General features: G+C 58.4%; 18 protein-coding genes. 6 read left to right on the top strand and 12 right to left on the bottom strand.

Annotated elements, in window-relative coordinates:
- Positions 1-42: 42 nt before the first annotated feature.
- The 3 genes from gpM to SB772_RS24355 are packed head-to-tail and all read right to left on the bottom strand — an operon-like array spanning position 43 to position 2,844.
- Positions 43-732: a phage terminase small subunit gene (gene gpM, locus SB772_RS24365; RefSeq protein ID WP_410835763.1), complete on the bottom strand. Its 690-nt coding sequence runs from the start codon at positions 730-732 to the stop codon at positions 43-45.
- Between the two features lie 2 nt (positions 733-734).
- Positions 735-1,745 carry a phage major capsid protein, P2 family gene (locus SB772_RS24360; protein WP_410835762.1) on the bottom strand — a complete coding sequence of 337 codons (1,011 nt, stop codon included), beginning with the start codon at positions 1,743-1,745 and terminating at the stop codon, positions 735-737.
- A gap of 40 nt (positions 1,746-1,785) precedes the next feature.
- On the bottom strand, positions 1,786-2,844 hold the full coding sequence (locus SB772_RS24355) for a GPO family capsid scaffolding protein (RefSeq protein ID WP_410835761.1): 1,059 nt from the start codon (positions 2,842-2,844) through the stop codon (positions 1,786-1,788).
- A 151-nt stretch (positions 2,845-2,995) separates the two neighbouring features.
- Here SB772_RS24355 and SB772_RS24350 point away from each other — a divergent pair, with 151 nt between their 5' ends.
- Positions 2,996-4,777: a terminase ATPase subunit family protein gene (locus tag SB772_RS24350; protein WP_410835760.1), complete on the top strand. Its 1,782-nt coding sequence runs from the start codon at positions 2,996-2,998 to the stop codon at positions 4,775-4,777.
- 17 nt (positions 4,778-4,794) lie between these two features.
- Entirely contained in the window at positions 4,795-5,796 is a 1,002-nt protein-coding gene (locus tag SB772_RS24345; RefSeq protein ID WP_410835805.1) for a phage portal protein, read from the top strand.
- Between the two features lie 244 nt (positions 5,797-6,040).
- Here SB772_RS24345 and SB772_RS24340 read toward each other — a convergent pair whose 3' ends face one another.
- From SB772_RS24340 to merR, 6 genes are all read right to left on the bottom strand, one after another.
- Positions 6,041-7,021 (bottom strand): hypothetical protein, encoded by a 981-nt coding sequence (locus SB772_RS24340; RefSeq protein WP_410835759.1) that lies wholly within the window; start codon positions 7,019-7,021, stop codon positions 6,041-6,043.
- A 755-nt stretch (positions 7,022-7,776) separates the two neighbouring features.
- On the bottom strand, positions 7,777-8,733 hold the full coding sequence (locus tag SB772_RS24335) for a DNA-methyltransferase (protein ID WP_410835758.1): 957 nt from the start codon (positions 8,731-8,733) through the stop codon (positions 7,777-7,779).
- 57 nt (positions 8,734-8,790) lie between these two features.
- Positions 8,791-10,479 (bottom strand): hypothetical protein, encoded by a 1,689-nt coding sequence (locus SB772_RS24330; protein ID WP_410835757.1) that lies wholly within the window; start codon positions 10,477-10,479, stop codon positions 8,791-8,793.
- Positions 10,480-12,206: 1,727 nt separating this feature from the next.
- Positions 12,207-12,830, bottom strand: coding sequence for a cytochrome c biogenesis CcdA family protein (locus tag SB772_RS24325; protein ID WP_410835756.1), 624 nt, complete (start codon positions 12,828-12,830; stop codon positions 12,207-12,209).
- Between the two features lie 103 nt (positions 12,831-12,933).
- Positions 12,934-13,320: a thioredoxin family protein gene (locus SB772_RS24320; RefSeq protein WP_410835755.1), complete on the bottom strand. Its 387-nt coding sequence runs from the start codon at positions 13,318-13,320 to the stop codon at positions 12,934-12,936.
- Positions 13,321-13,508: 188 nt separating this feature from the next.
- Entirely contained in the window at positions 13,509-13,919 is a 411-nt protein-coding gene (gene merR, locus SB772_RS24315) for an Hg(II)-responsive transcriptional regulator (protein ID WP_410835754.1), read from the bottom strand.
- Positions 13,920-13,986: 67 nt separating this feature from the next.
- On the opposite strand from merR, the gene SB772_RS24310 reads away from it, so the two are divergent.
- Positions 13,987-14,544, top strand: a complete 558-nt coding sequence (locus SB772_RS24310; protein WP_410835753.1) for a mercuric transporter MerT family protein — start codon at positions 13,987-13,989, stop codon at positions 14,542-14,544.
- A complete protein-coding gene (locus SB772_RS24305) occupies positions 14,502-14,849 on the top strand; it encodes a sensor histidine kinase (protein ID WP_410835752.1) in 348 nt (115 codons plus the stop codon). Before SB772_RS24310 ends, SB772_RS24305 begins: the two co-directional genes overlap by 43 nt.
- A gap of 48 nt (positions 14,850-14,897) precedes the next feature.
- On the opposite strand, the gene SB772_RS24300 is transcribed toward SB772_RS24305, so the two are convergent.
- The 3 genes from SB772_RS24300 to SB772_RS24290 form a co-directional block, all read right to left on the bottom strand.
- A complete protein-coding gene (locus SB772_RS24300; protein ID WP_410835751.1) occupies positions 14,898-15,725 on the bottom strand; it encodes a permease in 828 nt (275 codons plus the stop codon).
- Positions 15,726-15,744: 19 nt separating this feature from the next.
- Positions 15,745-16,113 carry a permease gene (locus SB772_RS24295; RefSeq protein ID WP_410835750.1) on the bottom strand — a complete coding sequence of 123 codons (369 nt, stop codon included), beginning with the start codon at positions 16,111-16,113 and terminating at the stop codon, positions 15,745-15,747.
- Positions 16,114-16,261: 148 nt separating this feature from the next.
- A complete protein-coding gene (locus tag SB772_RS24290; protein ID WP_410835749.1) occupies positions 16,262-16,459 on the bottom strand; it encodes a heavy-metal-associated domain-containing protein in 198 nt (65 codons plus the stop codon).
- A 164-nt stretch (positions 16,460-16,623) separates the two neighbouring features.
- Between SB772_RS24290 and SB772_RS24285 the strand changes: the two genes are divergently transcribed.
- On the top strand, positions 16,624-16,986 hold the full coding sequence (locus tag SB772_RS24285) for a hypothetical protein (RefSeq protein WP_410835748.1): 363 nt from the start codon (positions 16,624-16,626) through the stop codon (positions 16,984-16,986).
- A gap of 91 nt (positions 16,987-17,077) precedes the next feature.
- On the top strand, positions 17,078-18,373 hold the full coding sequence (locus SB772_RS24280) for a TolC family protein (protein ID WP_410835747.1): 1,296 nt from the start codon (positions 17,078-17,080) through the stop codon (positions 18,371-18,373).
- Positions 18,374-18,381 lie beyond the last annotated feature (8 nt).

Below are 18,381 nucleotides of genomic sequence, written 5' to 3'. Positions count from 1 at the left end.
GTGTTGCGATCGTCAGCCGGCGCCGCCCAGCCGGGGGGCTCTTTACGTGCGGCTGGCGTCGCCGCCGGTCACAATGCTGGCTTTTTCAAGCCGAGCAATGTCCTGTTTCACGCCGATACGCGAATCTAGTTCGAGTGCGCGGCATAGGTGTTCGAGTGCGGCCTTGCCGTTGCCGTCGCGCTCGGCCATATAGCCGAGTGCCTTGTGCGTCTTTGCGCGCACCTGGTCGTGCATGTCGGCCGACGCGGTGAGCTGCGCGACTTCGACGAGCTGCGCGGCAGTCACGCCGATATCGGCGCCGCCTTTCTTGAACGCTGAAAGCGCGGCTTCGGCGAATTCCTCGGCGATCGCAGTCGCGAGCGGCCGGTCGTATTGATCGGGCAGCGTCATCCGGTGCGCGAGTGCATACCGCGCGATATCGAGCGCGCCGGCGAAGTCGCCCGCGTCGACGCGCCAGATCATCACGGTCGTTAAAACATCGTCCTGCGCCCCCCGCCCGCCCGCCAGTGCGCCCGCAACATAGTCGACATATTCAGGCAGCAACTCGGCACGCTTTACGGCGATCTTGCGTTCGATCGAGGCGATCGATTTGAGGCGTCGGCGATCGGTCGCCAGCTTCGCAAGCATCAGCTCGTAAGCGCTCGCGCCGGCAAGCGATTCACCAGGCGCCGCCGATGCCGCAGCTTCTTCGGCCGACACGCGTTCGTAATGACGTTGGGCGGGGCTTTTCATGGTTAGGCCGCCACCGCAGTGATGTTCTCGACCAGGCAGCCGGCGCCAAAATCTTCGACGACATACGCATCATTCGACGATTCGAAGTTCTCGACACGATCGCGCTTTGCGTTGTCGACGAGCGTGCGACGGCGCGCGCCCTCTTGCCAGTAGATCGACAGATTGTCGAGTCGTTGAATCATGACGGCATTAGCCGGGAAGTAAGGCACGGACACGGCCGGCAAGCCGCCGATGCGCTTCTGACTCACGATCATGTCGGCCGCCGCCATCTCGGTCGGCTTGTTTTCCTGATTCAGAATCGGGAAATACTTGTCGTGCAGCATTTCACGGCCGCAGATCACGACGAGCGCCGTATCTTCACGGTGCCACGCGTCGACAAGGTTATTCACCACGTCATACACCAGCGCGTCGAGGTTCGTGTAATCGCCGCCGGCGCCGATTTGCACCTTGCCGGCCGCCTTGCCGTGATCCATCACGCGTTTCGCAGCTTGCGCACGATAGGCTTGCAGCCATCCGATATTTACGTCTTGCAGCAGCGGGTTTTTTGCGCGATCGGATGTTGCCGCGCGCCTCGTGCCGTTGAAACCGATCGTGATGCGATCGAGCGCCATACGTTGCACGATCGCGTCGCGCAAGCGGGTTTGAAAGTCGGCAAACTTCGCCCATGCGTCGAGCTTCGCATAAGGAATGTGCGAATCGAAGTTCGTTTGCGAGGCAAAGTATTTGCTCGAATCCAGATCGGTCGGGTCGACCGTTTCGCGGTCTTTAACCTTCGTGTCGGTCGTGCTCGCGATCGGGCCACCGATGCCGAGGCCGAGCTTTTCGCCCTGTTGCTCTGTCACGGGCATGACATTAATTTTCGACAGGAACGTGCTCGATTCCTGCATCTTGGTTTCGATCTTCTGTTGCACGCTCGGGTCGACCGCAAACTTTACGGCCGCGCTCGGCACGCCGTTCAGTTTCGCGATCGCCTCCATGTATGCATTGAAGGCGAGGCGGGTTTTGTTCTGCATGTGTGTTGCTCCGAAATATCGAGGGGTAGGCCGGGGCCGGTTAGCAGTCGGTCACGATCGCGCCGTCGCCGCCCGTGGTGGTCGGGCGTTGCGGCTGGCCGTTGCCGGTGGTCGAGAGCTGCACTTGCAGCTCGTCGAACGCTTTGCGATCGGCTTCGCGTGCCTGGGTCAGCTCGGCGACCTTCGTTTCGAGGGCCGCGACGAGCTTGCCGGTCGCGATTACTGCGTCGGCTTGTTCCGCGCCGTGCGTGGCGAGTTCTTCCACCGCTTGCGCCACGTCAGCGAAACGCGTCTCGTCGGTCGCGGCCTTCTTCTTCGCAAAGCCGAGCACTTCCTTAACGCGGACAAACAGCGACGGCAGGCTCGGCGTGTCGTCGGCCTCTTCTTCAAACTCGATCACGGTTTCGGCACCGGCGGTGAAAAGGTTCGTCGGCGTCACCTTGCGGCCGGTGAATGGTGATGCGTTCGGGTTTTGAGCTGCGAAAGAAAGAATCTCGGTGCCGAGGCTCGCGGGGCTATCGGTCACGGCAAGGCCGATCAGATAGGCTTGCTTCGTGTCGGCGAACGCCGGATCGATTTCGCACGAGGTGTAAATCTTTTGCTTCGCCTTCGTCAGCGCGACCAGCTCGGGCGTTGGGGCGATTTGTGCATAGAGGCCGAGCTTTCCGGCGAGCGGGCCAGTTTCGTCGTGGGTTTCGAGCGCGAGCACGTCGCCGTATGCCTTGAACGGGCCATCGGGCACGATGCCGCGATAGTGTTCGAGGTTGATGCGTGCGCCGTAAATATCGCGGTTGTAGTTCTTCGCCATTTGCGAGAGCCATTCGCGGGCGATGGTGCGGCCGTCAGTCGTCGCACCTTCGACAGCGATGCGGAAAAACCTGGTTGCCGCGTGCTTGACCGAGTCGGGTGCGCCGGTCGCCGCGACGGAACCGATCGCGAGCGCGCCCAGGCCGACGCCGTGCGATGCCAGCGCACCGACAAAATCGACGGATTTGAAAACGGTGTCAACGGCGAGCGTCGCCGCGTGTGCGTCCATTGTGAAAGCGAACGCAATCGCCGCAACGGCGAAAGACATAAGCGACAGCTTGCGAGATTGCATCGTTAGGTCTCCAACAGGTTCGGAAAGGGTTCAACGTGAGTTCACATATTGCGGGTGAGCGTGCGAACGCTCAACGTGCGCCGATTGTTTTCGCTTTGGATACATACGGTTAGGCGTGCTTGCGCGCGCGCGGCGCGAGAAACTTGGGGCCATGCTAGGAACCGCCAACATTGCCCCCGCACTCGAATCGAATGCCGATCCACGCCGTATAGCCCGCGCGCTTTACTGGCAGGGTTGGCGCATCTCGTCTATCGCTCGGCACATTGGCGAAAAGCGGCCGACCGTCGAGGCATGGAAACAGCGCGACAAGTGGGCCGAGGCGACGCCGATCGAACGCATCGAGTCGTCGCTAGAAACGCGGCTTGCGGTGCTCATTGCAAAGGACAGGAAAGACGGCCAGGACTTCAAGGAAATCGACTTGCTCGGCCGGCAGTTCGAGCGCACGGCGCGCGTGCGCAAGTACGGCGAAACGGGGAAAGAGAGCGACCTGAATCCGAACATCGAGGCACGCAACACGGCGCCGCGCAAAGAGAAGCCCGCGCAAAACGAATTCAGCGACGAACAGGCCGAGCGGCTTCGCGAGGCGTTTCTAGATTCGTTGTTCGGCTATCAAAAGGTCTGGTATCGGCAGGGCGAGCAGCGCACGCGCAACATTCTCAAGTCGCGGCAGATCGGCGCGACGTGGTATTTCGCCCGCGAGGCACTGGACGACGCGATCGGCACGGGTCGCAATCAGATTTTCTTGTCGGCCAGCAAGGCACAGGCGCACGTATTCAAGCAATACATTCGGCAGTTTGCCGCCGAGGCCGCAGACGTTGAGCTGAAAGGCGACCCGATCGTGTTGCCGAACGGTGCCGAAATGATCTTTCTCGGCACTAACTCGCGCACCGCGCAGAGCTATCACGGCAATTTCTATTTCGACGAATATTTCTGGGTCGGTGGATTTCAGCAGCTCAACAAGGTTGCATCGGGCATGGCGATGCACAAGCAGTGGAGAAAGACGTATTTCTCTACGCCATCGAGTATCGCGCACGGCGCCTATACGTTCTGGACAGGCGAGCACGCCAACAAGGGCCGCTCGAAAGACAAGCATGTGCATTTCGACGTAACGCACAAGGCACTCGCCGGCGGCCGGCTTTGCGAGGATCGCCAGTGGCGCCAGATCGTCACCGTCGAGGATGCCGTCGCCGGCGGTTGCGACCTGTTCGATATCGACGAGCTGCGGCTTGAATACAGTCCAGAGGAATACGCCAATCTGTTGATGTGCCAGTTTATCGACGACACGGCGTCGATATTCCCGCTCGCGGATTTACAGCGCTGCATGGTCGACTCATGGGAAGAATGGGCCGACGACTTCAAGCCGCTCGCGCCCCGCCCTTTCGGTTTCCGGCCGGTTTGGGTCGGCTATGACCCTGCACTATCCGGCGACTCGGCCGGCTTGATCGTCATCGCACCGCCGGCGGTGCCTGGTGGCAAGTTTCGCGTGCTGCACAAGTGCCAATGGCGCGGCATGGATTTCGAGGCCCAGGCCGAGGCGATACGCACGGTCACAACGCAATACAACGTCGCCTATATGGCGATCGATACGACGGGCATCGGCCAGGGCGTCTATCAGCTCGTCAGGCAGTTCTATCCGAACGCGATCGCGCTCAACTATTCGCCAGAGGTGAAAGGCCGCCTGGTGCTCAAAGGCTTGTCGGTGATCGGCAAGGGCCGGCTCGAATTCGATGCCGGATGGACAGACCTGGCGCAATCGTTCATGGCGATTCGCAAGACCATGACGGCGAGCGGAAAGAAAGTCACCTATGAAGCGAGCCGTAACGAGGAAACAGGACACGCGGACCTTGCATGGGCGTGTCTGCACGCGCTCGGCAATGAACCGCTAGAGGGCGTCACCGCCAACAATACCGGCTTTATGGAGTTCTCAAATTGAGCAAGCGAAACCGCAACATGCACGCCGCACCGCCGGCGCCGGCCGCACCGTCGACGCCGCTGAGGGCCGAGGCCTTCACCTTCGGCGACGCCGTGCCGGTGATGGATCGCGCCGAGATTCTGGATTACGTCGAAACGTGGTCGGCCGGCAACTGGTTCGAGCCGCCGGTGTCGTGGTCGGGCCTGGCAAAGACATTTCGCGCCGGCGTCCATCACGGCTCGGCGATCTACTTCAAACGCAACGTGCTATCGGCGACGTTCATTCCGCACAGGTTGCTCACGCGTGAGGAATTCGACAAGTGGGCGCTCGACTTCCTCACGTTCGGCAATGGATACCTGGAGCGGCAGGATAACCGCCTGGGCCGGCCGCTCGCGCTCAGACGTGCGCCGGCAAAGTACATGCGCCGCGCGACGGACCTGCAACGTTTCTATCAGGTCAACGGGTGGCAAGCGTCGCACGAGTTCGCCGGCGGGACAGTGCATCACTTGATGGAACCGGACATTAACCAGGAGGTGTACGGCTTGCCCGAATATCTCGGCGCCCTGCACGCGGCATGGTTGAACGAATCGGCGACGCTGTTTCGTCGGCGGTATTACGAGAATGGTTCGCACGCGGGTTTCATCCTGTACATGACGGATGCGGCGCAGTCGCAAACCGATGTTGACGACATGCGCGCAGCGTTGAAAAACAGCAAGGGGCCGGGCAATTTCCGAAACCTGTTTATGTACGCGCCGAACGGCAAGAAAGACGGCATTCAGCTCATTCCCGTTTCCGAAGTCACGGCGAAAGACGAGTTTTTCAACATCAAGAATGTGACGCGCGACGACTTGCTCGCGGCTCATCGTATCCCGCCGCAGCTCATGGGGATCGTGCCGAGCAATACCGGGGGCTTTGGCGCGGCCGATACGGCCGCCGAGGTATTCGGGCGTAATGAAATCGAGCCACTGCAACGGCGGTTCGCGCAGCTCAATGACTGGATCGGCGACGAAGTTGTGAGGTTCGTTCCGTATTCGATCTAGACGCCGAAGGCCGCCGCGTAAGCGACAGGGGTTTCGTCCGGAGCGGGCATGTCACGAACGGCAATTGGGCGCGCCAAGTGCGCCCAATGTATGCGGTCGAATGGCTCAGATCGACCCAAATCTGACATCGAGCAAACAAGTTTGCCATCGAAGAGCGGACCTTGAACTGCAACTCTGAAGGCACCATTGGCCGGGCCTCCATATGCTTCGGTGTAACTGCTACAAATTCCTTGACTTGCAGACGCTATGCTGAGATTGGCAACCGCTGCTTCCTTAGCGACGTCAAGGCCAAGCATAGAGCGGCGGACCCGGGAGGAACCGTGTCCTCGGGGGCAGGATCGCCCTTCCTCACTTGCTCAATCGGCCGTACGCACAAACGATCACCAAGAAACTCTTCATTAAGCTCCAAGCGATCGACGCCGTCAATGCCCCGACTATGCTTTGAGAACCAATCGGGCGAGCTGATGTGAAGAACTGTGCATATCTCGGGCCGCAGATTTAGCAGATTTACTGCGACGCCCGTGAAAAGAAGAGATGCATCACCTCGGTCCAACAGTGAGCGAAGAAAGATCAGATTCCGGTTTCCGTAAAAGTAGTCATGCGAGATGACGCTGGGCGCCTGCGAAGCCTCTTTAACGCGAAACAACTCCTCCAGATACTCGCGATAGATGTTGTGAACCACGGAGTACTCGCGGGCGGTATCTCCAGCAATCGGCTGGAACATAAAGGACGGGGCCACGTGCCAAAGATCCCCATGTACTGCCACACCAGCCGCGGATCGTCGTTGCAGGATGACGCCATAGTCATCGGCCCTGCGAAAGACGACCACCGTGGAGACTGCTACAGCGGCGCTTCTGCCTGTTGGCTGCATGACTGGCTGCGCGGAAAGCGAATGAACGCGCATTCGGCACTTCAGCGCGTTGAGCAGGGGCTCTACGCTTTTGGCCCCTCTTTGTGCCTCGGCGACAAACGCAAGGATTTCCCACTCGAGAACGTCACATGTGCGCAAGGCGCCAAAGTACGTTCCCATGCCGCAATCGAGCGTGATGGCGTCGCCAAAGCGAATCTCTCTCATTGCGTATGTCGGCAGGTCTTTGGGACCACCATCACGAGGAGCAATCTTCTGAAGGAAGTCGACATACTCTTGTCCAGCGATTGCAAGATCCGGATCGATACTCACCTGTTCGGGAGCGAGCCGTCCCAAGACAGACTCGGGCTGCGTCATCTGTCCCGCAGGTGCGGGAAACATGACCACCGGATATGAATCCTCGTCCCATGGCCTTTCAAGAGCCGGGTACAACTGCAACAGCCATCTCTCTAGCTGGGGACACGACCGGCCCAGCCTTGCGGCATCTAGCTGCTTGCTTGCACGACTTCTGGACCACCAACCCCGCAGGTAACGCCCCATTTCAAACAGTTCGGTTGGAGATGGCGTGGGAATGGGAATAGGAATAGGCATCATCACCTCCCAGAGGGAATGCCATTCTCAGTGTAGAAAAACTTTCGCGGTCCGTCTATGTCACCGAAGGCATCGAAAGTAGGAGCCGGCGCGCACCAGAGCAGACGTTGACGACTGACAGCTTATGGCCGATCCACGCCCCTTGCGAAGGCCGCGCGCCGACCCGGTGAAATAAGTCGCCCCAACTCATTGCTGCGGCCGGCAAATTGGCCACCGTAGACGGCTGGCGCTTTGGGCCGATATAAGCAAGCCATCATCACCTATGCTTTTTTGCAGTCCCCTCCCCGCCTGCCGACTTCGCTTAGGGGGCCGATTTTGATGCGCGCATGGTAACGGCTCTTTGCCCTTTCATGTGCGTCATCGCGCGAAAAGACTCTCGACGAATTGATGCATTTCGATGCGCACTTGACGCGTCCTTATGCAGCTAACAGAAGTCGGAATAGTTGCTGCCTCGCGCCTTCGTTCCTCCTGTGGGACTCGTGTCGCCCAAGGGAAGACGAAGGCTCCGGATCTTCGACAATTCAGACCATCCCCAAGCCGGATTGGGGATGGCAGACTAATCCTTGTACCGTTATGAACTCCTCGGGCGGTCTAGCCACCTTCGAAGACTTGTTCGGCACATGGATGGCCTTGTCCCACGGACGGACAGCTGCGGTCCCGTCGCATGCGTCCGCCATGCGCTCCTTGGCGATAGCTACGTATGACGCGTCGATTTCTGAACCCACGAACCGACGCCCCTCAAGTAGCGCTGCGACGCCTGTGGTGCCGCTTCCGCAGAACGGGTCAAAAACTAAATCGCCTGGTTTGGTGAGAGCGCGGATGAAGACCTGGGGCAATGCGACTGGGAACTGGCACGGGTGCTCGGTTTTTTCGACATGGTTCGCCTTAACATTTGGCACGTCCCATACATCGCCGGGGTTTTTCCCGCGAGGATTGCCGCTAGGGGTTCCCTTTCGTGGACCGCGGGTGTGGGTTTTTCCCGGATATTTCTGCGGGACGCGAACAGAATCTAAGTCGAAATAGTAGTCGTCCCCTTTGGTAAACCACAGCACTACCTCATGGCGGCCACTGAAGCGGTTTGCGCAATGCAGGCCATGGCCAAAACTCCAGATAACCCTGTTCCGAAGACGCATTTCCGGGAACCGAGCCATTTCTGCGAACACGATGTAGTCAAGCGGTGTCACTACGCCGTTCTTCACATGTGACCCGACCTGCCAGCAAAAGCTACCGCCAGGGCGCAGTGAACGGATGAGCTCCGGAAGAAGCTCGCTATGCATTGATCGAAAGTCCTCGACGCTTCTTGCAGACTCGTATTCCTTTCCAATGCAGTACGGCGGAGACGAAAAAATAACATCGACGGTTTCAGGTGACATGGACCCGGCGAGTTCGAGCGCATCGCCGCAGAACAAGGAAGCTTGACGAGTGGCGGAACCTTGAATGCAGGTCTTCGTGGAACGATAAACAGGAATTTTGGTCATGGGTGTCCTCTTCGCCCGATGTTACTTGGTCTAGGGGCAAAGATCTATCGGCCGGTGTCAACAATCGAAGAACTGCGCCGCGAGGGCTGCTCCAACTTGAGCCCAAGCGCTGGAGGTATAGCTCTCGAAGGGGAAGGAGGCTATCCCCTCTAGTTGCTTATCGAAGTCAAAGCCGAATGGCGAATCGTAACCGTTGATGATGTCCCTCAGCATAAGTAGGAATCCGCCTATCGACGTGGGTGACAGGATGCCTACCTCTCCTTTGTGTCGTGGCTTCCATTTCTGTTGAAGTTGCGTGCGAAGCGAAAGTAAGACTAGGTTTATCTTTTCTTGGCAAAACTGTATATACGCGGATCGCGAGATGTCGTCCTCTAGATCGGCATCTGCATTTGGCGAAAAAAGGCTATACAAGGAGCCTTGTCCATCGGTTTTCAGCAGACTCGGGAGCACATATCTCACGAGGGAAGAAGTGCGGATTTTTTCTGGCGGGTCGTACAGGCTTTCCTGCAAGAAGCCTGACAGCGGACCAGACTTCGCGAGTGCGGAAATCACGGCTTTGCAAATGGAAATCGTCGATGCCGGATTAATAAGCGCTTCCAATTCCTGGCGGAGATCTGCCTTAACTCCCGTCTGAGTGTTGTTGATGCTAAGGAACAGTTCAGCTTCAAATTTAACTCGTTGGAAATCAGTGTAATCGTCCGGAAACACAATGCCGGTAACAAGTAGATTTTGCCGCTTTCTCAAGTTCTTTATCGCGCTTTCGGCACTATCTTCGCCCTCATAGTAAGAGAAAACACGATGCTGACCATCAATTATGCCCACCGTCCCGAGCTCTTCCGGGAGGGTAAGCATTGCATTTCCCTTAAATGTGCCAGATAGATCTACTGGAGTATTTGTTTTGTTGTTAATAATCTGGACATGATTGGGTAGGGTCACGATTAAATTATTAACGAAAACTTTCCTTGTTTCTGCAAGGTATTTCCGCATCGAAGCGAGTTTTACAGGGACCAAAAACCGTTGGTACGAGATCTGGGCGTCTTCCCAGCCGTCTCGTCTCAAAACATAGGCTCTACTTATCAACGAGGCAGGATCGGCGTAAAACGACACGACGCCGAAGCCTGTAGGATAGTTGATGTGATTTCCCGAAAGTACAAAGGTGTCATATCCCAGAGAGCTTACTTTGGCCCCCGACGCTTTTGTGTCTCCGACCTGAGCGAGGGAAACCCCAAGATATTTAAGTAACTCGTATTTCGAAGATTTGCCGATTGTCTTTGCGAGCGATTTGAAATAATTTGCGTCCGCGCGCTTCATTATTTTCAATGGATTGCTATGAGTATATAAACTCGCATCGCAGTCCATAGCAGACGAAAAATAGATGTGTCGCATCTCCAAGTCTTCTGCTTCGTACTCGCCTTCGTTCACGTATTTTTCGAAATCGTTGTTCTTTTCGCAATAAATTTTGTAAAACTCGGCCCTGTTGTCGGTCAATATTTCATGGAACAGCTTTTTCTTGGAGAAGTGTGCAGAGACGCCGTTCATCCCGGTTGTCTCTTCGCAAATAACGACTACGTTTTTATAAGAAAAAATAAAGTCTATTTCCCCAGTGCGACCAGCGACCTCAAAATGTATGCCGTCGGTCTCTATTGGAGTAAAACCGGCACCCGTGAAAATTTCTGGAAGCGTAACAAGCTTCTTGTTTGCTTTCGGTTTGCTTCCATTTTTTTGTTGGGTTTTTGCTTTTGCCATGGTTTGGTAAATAATCTGCCAGCAGTCTTAGGCTCGCGTCGCGGACGGAACGGCTACGCTCGTGCTGACGGGGTCCCCGAGGTGTTCCCGTATAGATTCGGCCTAGCGCACAACACGTTATCGCCAGAATATCCGCTAATAGACCGTAAACCGTCTGACAATACAAGAGGAACTGGGTGAGCGCCGTGTCCAGAACGCCGCCATGCCGCAAGCGGTCTGCGGGGCGAGCGACTCCAATGTGGAATGGACGTCTCGGCTTGATATCTGGAACTTACCGGCCGCTGCGTGACGAACGCGTGTGTGCAGCTAAATTGCAGCTGGGATGGCATCGGTTGATGCTGATTGAATTGGTTTAGCCTTGGTTTTGCAGCTTGCGAGTTGCGTAAGGCGTTGATTTATAACGGTGCGTGATGCGCCAGTAAAACTCCGAAGGCAGGGGTTGCTGGTTCGATCCCAGCCGGGCGCACCATCTAGTTTTCCGCAGAAATCCCCCGAAATCCTTGTGGCATTACTCTACAGATGTCGTAAACGACACCTGTAGTAGCACGAACAGCCGCAAAAAGTCCCGTCCTAGACTTTTCCCTCCGTTTGTCCGCAACTCGGACGACCCGGCAACAAGAGGCGCTCCGGCTCCCGACCTCGCGCAACCATTACCCCCGTCTGGGCGTGTGCTTTCCGCAGGGCTCTCTGCACGTCTTGGCGCCTTCCCAACGTTTTGACTTTCCCCCGCATTCGCTCGACCACCCGCCTTCGCGCAGGATAGATGCCGGCATCGCAAAGTGCTTTGTGCTCGTCCAGATAAACTTGGTCGAAAGTCTCCGACGCCTCACCCCGAATGGCTTTGACAAGGTCACTGCCGCGTTGAACTAGGAGCGCGTGTTCGTTAGGAAAAGTCGTTCGAAGAAATTTCAGCGAAACCCCAATCCGCTTCGCCGCTTCGGTGGCACTTTTCATTTCCCCAACATGAATCAATTCTTCGAGGTCCACACGAAGCTCGTCTCGCGGCCGCCGGGCTCCCGTGCCGCCACTTACGACCAGTCGACGGTTCTGACACTGCGGCGCGGGTCGCAGCGAAAGCATCACACGGTTACCGAGCAAGATGTCTGCAATTGCACAACCGCAACAGAACGCGGTCAGCGCAAGGCGCGGAAGACTCATTCGTACTTGTTCCTTCGCCCACCCATGCATCTGTGATTTGCCGACGTGGAGGTGAGCCGCGAAGTAAGCGGACTTACCCTTGAACAGGGTATTGATTGCATGCGTGAGAAACCAGATTGCACTCAGGCTCCCGCAACTCGTAGTTACCGCACTATTGGAGACGCCAGGTTGCACATTCTTCCAACCGTTTGGCCGTTGCCCCATGAAGCGTTGGTTGGCAATCGAAGCAGGCAGTCCAGCCTTTACTTCGCTCGATGACCTGTTTGAGGAAGCGGTGTTGTTTGCGAAGGAGTAGCCTTCAGAGGCTATTTCGGACGGGCAACATGTCACACGGCGTTGAGCCCGTTGCCATGTGTTGCACCGGGCTTCTTGTCCTTGGCGCCATGATAGGGCGCTTGCCCTGACAAGCCCTTTGCCGTTCAACGTCGCAGACGCCCGCATTGACGATGGGTTGGTGAATTCTGAAACCGGATATTACGGGTTGGATGGGATTCAGGTTGTTGGAGTGGCGGACAGGCGAAGGCGAAGTCCGCTTTGTGCGCGGACCATTGAAATCCGCGTCTGGTTGCTCAAAGCGACGTTGTGAATGTCGTCAACCACGCCGGGCTGGCAGACAGCAGCGCTGTCTCCAGCGTCTTGTCCAGTCCCGTAAGCGCGAGCAGACCGAACGCGATGAACACGGTCCCGAGAACCGTTTTCCCGATGGTTCCCGCAGAGCGCAGTCGACCTCGAAGCCGCAATATCGAGGCCCGCGAAAGGGAGCCGAGTACCGCCAGCGGAAGGCTCGCTCCGACGCCGAAGATGCCCATCAACAACGCAATATTGCCGAGATTCCGGCCTTGAGCGGCGAGCGTGGTTGCGGCGCCCAGTGTCGGGCCGACGCAGGGACTCCATACGGCTCCCAGAAGCAGTCCGACCGCGAACTGGCCAGACAAGGTGTTGCCCTTTATCCGGCCCAGCCAGCGCTGGCTGGGACCACCTGTACAAGCGGCCACGCGATTGAAAGCGGCCTGCAGCCGTTGGGAAAACATCGCGAGCCCAAAGAGAATCATCAGCACGGCGGCCACGCGACGGAACACGTCGTTATCTAGTCCCAACGACACACCGGCCGTCGCGACAATAATGCCGATGACCGAGAAGGACACACTCAATCCCGCGGCGAGTGCAACAACCCCCAGCCGTTGTGCTGCCAAGGCCGACGCCACGAGTATGGGAATGAGGCGAGCACGCACGGTGATAGCGTTGTCAGGGCTCCGGCCAGAAACCCGAGCGCGTACGTACCCGGAGTGAAATCCATTACAGGGCTTTCGCAAACGTGTTCCTGATGTCCTGCTCGCGCGTCTGCCCCGTTGAGCGCGCAACTTCGTGGCCGCCCTTGAAGACAACGAATGTCGACTGCTGGGTCACTTTCATCGCCCGCTTCAGGGCGACTTCCTTGTCGTAGTCGGCCACGAAAATGGTCACGTCTTTCATTTCCGGGCTCGCTGCCAGACGGTCCACAATCGGTTGCTGGACCTTGCAGGTGGGGCACCAGGTCGCATGGAAGTAGACGATGTTTGGCTTCCCGTCGGCGTTCAGCCTGTCGAACTGTGCCTGGTTAAACGCCTGTTCGCCGGCGAAGGCACTACCGACGGTCAGTAACAGGCTCGAAGCGAGCAGATATCTGCGAATGACTTTCAGCATTTCATTCTACCCAAAGATAAACAGCCTTATTGTTAGACGTCCCGATGACGAAAAGATTGCCCTCGCGCGTCGCGGTTGCCGGTAAGGCTCGGGTGGGCTGCTCAGCGCCAAACTCGTCACACTGGTTTGCTCTATCCCGGTTGTGTGGCGCAGGGATGTGCTGCGCTGACACAACCGGACTGATGTGTTCACTGGGTCAGGTCACCGCCGTCCATAAGCGTATCGATGAGCGGGCACGACATCTTTCCTTTCGACGTCGAACAGCGGTGCACCAGGGTCGCCAGCGCTGCCTCCAGTCTCGACAAATCCTGCATGCGGTGGCGCACGTCGGCGAGCCTGTGTTCCGCGATTGCGCGCGCAGCCCTGCACGTCTGACCGTCGTGCAGGGACAACAAGGCTTCCACCTCGTCCAGCGAAAAGCCGAGGGACTGCGACCGCTTGATGAAGCGCAGTCGCCTCAGCACACCTGCCCGATATCGCCGGATGCCACCGGTGGGACGGGGCGGTATCGGCAGTAACCCTCGGCGATGGTAGTACCTCACGGTTTCGACATTGACCTCTGCCGCTTCAGCCAGTTGTCCGATGGTCATTTCCTGCATGGTGCGCTTGACTCCGTACTTAGGTACGCACCTAGACTAGACTCAACCAGTCCGAAAAGGAAGTGCGATGCGACGTCGCTGGGCCACCACCGGTTCCCTGCTAGCCGGAACTGCTGCCGCATTTGGAGCATCCGCTTGCTGCGCGGGCCCCTTGCTGCTTGTCGTGCTGGGAGTCGGGGGCGCCTGGGGTTCCCGCCTGACCGCGCTGCGGCCGTTCCAACCCCTATTTGTCGCCATCTCCATCGCTTTTTTCGCGGTCGCTTTCCGCAGGCTCTACGCCAGGTCCAAAGAATGTGCGGTGGGTGAAGCTTGCGCGGTGCCTTCGGTGCGACATCGTCAGCGCGTCATTTTCTGGGTCGCGATGCCGGCCGCGCTCGCGCTGATGTCGTGGCCTTCCAGGCCGGACTGCGCCGCACCCATAGGCTGGTGGAGCAGCTGCTCGCATTGGCGAGGTCCGAACAGGGAGCGCTGGAGCAGCCGACTACGGTGTCACTGCGAGCCGTGGCAACCGAGGTCATTAACGCCACGATTGGGCATGCCCGCGAGAAAGATATTGACCTTGGGTTCGAGCATTTCGATGAAATGGATGCCGTCGTCGATGTGTCGTCAGTCACGGTGGTGCTGAGAAACCTGGTCGACAATGCGGTGCGATATACGCCGGCAGGCGGGAAGGTGGACGTGTCCGTCGTTCAGGCAGGAAGCGAGGTAATGTTTGAAGTCGTCGACTCGGGCCCGGGTATTCCGCATGGAGAGCTCAAGCGTGTGCTGGAACCGTTCTACCGGCTGGACCATTCCGTTGCATCGGGAAGCGGGCTCGGCCTCTCCATCGTTTCCGAGATTGCACGGCGGACCGGCGGCCGCCTGGTGCTCGAGAACGTCGACGGTGGATTTCGCGCGCGTTTTTTCCAGCCGCTGCGCCAGAACGGCTGATGGCGCACGATGGAGCATCGCTTACAACTTGAATTTCCTTCTGGAAGGTCATTCCGAGCGGCCGTGATGTTGATGGTGCGGATGGGCGGAGCCATGACGCCCATGTCCTCCATGGTCGTGCTCAACGCTTTCCATCATTCGCATCATTTCCGGGCCACCGGTTCTGAAAAATGCGACCGTCAAGACGATGAAAATAGCACCAAAGATGATGTTCAGAACTGTCGTGTAGCTGAAGGTAATCGCTGCGTCGACGACTGCCGTATGCCGTTCCATCGGAACCCAGCCGAGCACCTGGAACAGGCCTTCGACGACCAGCGCGGCGGCGACCATCGCAAGGTAGAAAGTGACAGTCAGGAACACCGTCATCTTGCCGCCGTAATACTTCCTGTAGATGTTCAGGATGGGGAGGATGATGAGGTCGCCAAAGATGAAAGAGGCGACACCGCCGAAACTGATGCCGCCGTTCCATAGCACGGCAGAGAGCGGTACATTACCGACCGAACACGTGAAGGACGCCACCGCGATGAGCGGTCCCACGAACGCTCCCCAAATCATGGCGGCCGCTGGATGACTGACGAGGAAGAATTTCTGCCAGAAGCTGTCCGGAACCCAGGCACCAAGCGCGCCGGCGACGAGCAAACCAATACCAATGTCGCGCCACAGCATCGACCAGTTCATCACGTAGCTGTGGCTGATTGCAATCCAGCCTTGCTTCGAACCAAGCCGTTGCTTCCAGGTGCCGTGCTGTTCTCCCATCGACATGGCCGCATGACCTTCCATGCTGCCGGCGATACCTTTGTCCGCCTGGTCGATAGCTTCCTCTTTCAGCGAGTCCCTGAGAAAGAACCGGAAGAGCAGCACCAGAACGACAATCATGGTGGGGCCGCCGATAAACTCAGCGGCGGCGAACTGCCACGAAATCAGGACCCACCAGGACCCACATCAGCACACCGAGCTCGAGCACGAGATTCGTCGCCGCGAACTGGAACGCCATCGCTGAAGTGAAGTCGCCGCCCTTGCGCACAATGGAGCGTGCCATGGCGACAGCGGCGTAGGAACAGGAGGAGGACGCCGCGCCGAGCAGACTGGCGACCGTCAGGGACCGTGGGGACGCATCCGGCAGAAGCCTCGACATCTCGGACTTCGAGACGATGACTTCAATCACCGCAGAGAACAGGAAGCCTAGACTCAATCCCCAGAATATCTGCCACAACATCGTGAAGGCCATCCAGAGAGCATGGCCGACTGCAGTGACAATCTCCATCGCAACCTCCTGCCTGGGTGCTGCTCTACCAACGCTACGGTGTCGGATGCCGTTGCCGCCTTCGGCAAAGTGACAGGCTCAGACGCAGGCATATGCCGCAATGCCCAGGCGAATGCCGCATTTCCTCCGCCCTCATCGGGCGACCTGATTATGCGCTGACCACAGGATGGAACCCCGCCGCCTCAATCACGGCGACCAGACGCTCCCGTGGCAACGCCGAATCGACCTTCACGATTTTGGTGGTGACATCGATGTCGAGCTTTGCTGCCGGGTCGACGCTGGTCACCGCGCGCGTAATAGAGTTAGCGCACCCGCCGCATGACATATCCTTGACTTCAAATTCCATTTCCAGCTCCAGTAGCAAATCAGAAGCCCAAGCGTGAACCTTCCCATGACGGGAAGGTCAAGGGGTAGTAAACGCTCTATTCGAGCGACCGCTGTGTGCGGAGGGCGACGCAGGCTACAAATTGCCTGGGACATGAATAAAATACCTTCGCTATAATCCCAGCCATGAAATTCCTTCGGACAATGCTCCTTCTGCTGCTTTGCGCTGCGCTGCCCATCAGTGGGCTGGCGGCTAGCGGCTTGACTGGAGAATGTCCAATGCAGATGAGCATGGGCATCGACGACGCTGCTGCGATGTCTTCGGAGATGCCTGGCTGCGAGACGATGAAATCCTCGCAACCGGGGAAAGCCAAAGGCTTCTTCTGCAAGGTAACGGCGCAATGCCAGCTTGGTAGTCTGTATCATCCGGTATCCGCGACTGAAATAACCCGTCCTGCCGGGCTGTCCAGCCCCGTCGTATTCCACTACGCACAGTCGCTGTCCGTCCGTGAACCGGCCGGTCTCTGGCGACCTCCGTGCGCCATCTAATCCCTTGCTGACAGGTTCACCGCATTTGCGGTGAGGTCGTCCTGCGTCCAGGACGTGGATTCCTTTGGGAGTCCGCCGTTGGGGTTAGAACATGCCTTTAACTATTGGCACGCCGTCATACCGGCGTGCACCACTGCGTGCGCGTTCGCTTTTTGCCGCGCTGCTTCTCGCGAGCGTCGCCGCGCACGCGCAGGAAACACCCGTCACGCTTGATGCGGCGCTCCAGTCCGCTACCGACCGCTCCGCCGCCATGGGGGCTGCGCAGGCATCAGTGCGCGCCAGTTCGGAGGTGGCCGTAAAAGCGGGCCAGTTGCCGGACCCCATGCTGAAGGCTGGCGTGGACAACCTGCCGGTGAACGGACCTCAACGGTTCACCATCGGTCAGGACTTCATGACCATGCGCCGTATCGGCATCGAACAGGAATGGGTATCGGGGGACAAGCGGCGGCTGCGGTCCGTGTTGGCGAACGACGTAGTGGACCGCGAACGGGCCGGCTACCTTGCCCAGCTCGCGAACACGCGCCAGCAAACGGCCACCGCGTGGCTGAACGCGGTCTATGCGAAGAAAGCTGTCTCGCTGCAGCAGGAACTCGTTGGCCACATGACCCATGAGCTGGAGGCGACGAAAGCCTCTTATCGCGGGGCAAAAGCGACTGCGGCCGATGTGACGCAGGCCCAGGCGATGCTGGCGCAGACCCAGGACCAATTGCTTAAGGCGCAACAGACGTTTCAGACCGCGCTCATTGGCCTGTCCCGATGGACGGCAACGCCCGTTTCCGATGTGACCGGCGACCCGCCGGCACCACAGTCCTACGTATCGTCCCTGCCGTCCGAGAAACTTCGTGACGTGCAGCCGGCGCTCATCGCAGCCTCACGGGACATCGCCGTAGCCGACGCCGATACTGCGGTTGCCAACAGCGACCGCAGTCCCAACTGGACGTGGGAGGTCTCGTACCAGCAGCGAGGCGGGGCGTACTCGAACATGGTGTCGGTCGGCGTCAGCATTCCACTCCCCATCAACCGCAAGAATCGCCAGAACCGCGATGCCGCCGAAAAGGCGGAACTCGGCACCAAGGCGCGTCTGATGTACGAGGACGCGCAGCGTCAGGTGGAAGCGGATATTCGCACGCAGGCGGCAACTCTCGCCAGCGGTCGCGAACGTATCGACAATCTCCGCAATTCCCTGCTGCCCGCTGCGGACCAGCGCGCTCAACTCGCGACTGCAGCGTACAAGGCAGGCACAGGCTCGCTCGCGGACACCTTCGCTGCCAGGCGCGCGCAACTCGACGCCCAGCTTCAGGTGCTCGACCTGCAGCGAGACGTATCCCAGACCTGGGCCCAACTTGAATACCAGGTCGTGCCCGCCTCGATGTCCGTGAGTCAGTAAAGGAGAAC

Source organism: Paraburkholderia sp. SIMBA_030 (assembly GCF_046535245.1).
GTDB lineage: Bacteria > Pseudomonadota > Gammaproteobacteria > Burkholderiales > Burkholderiaceae > Paraburkholderia.
The sequence above is the reverse complement of the archived record's forward strand: the minus strand, read 5'-3'. Positions and strand labels throughout refer to the sequence as shown.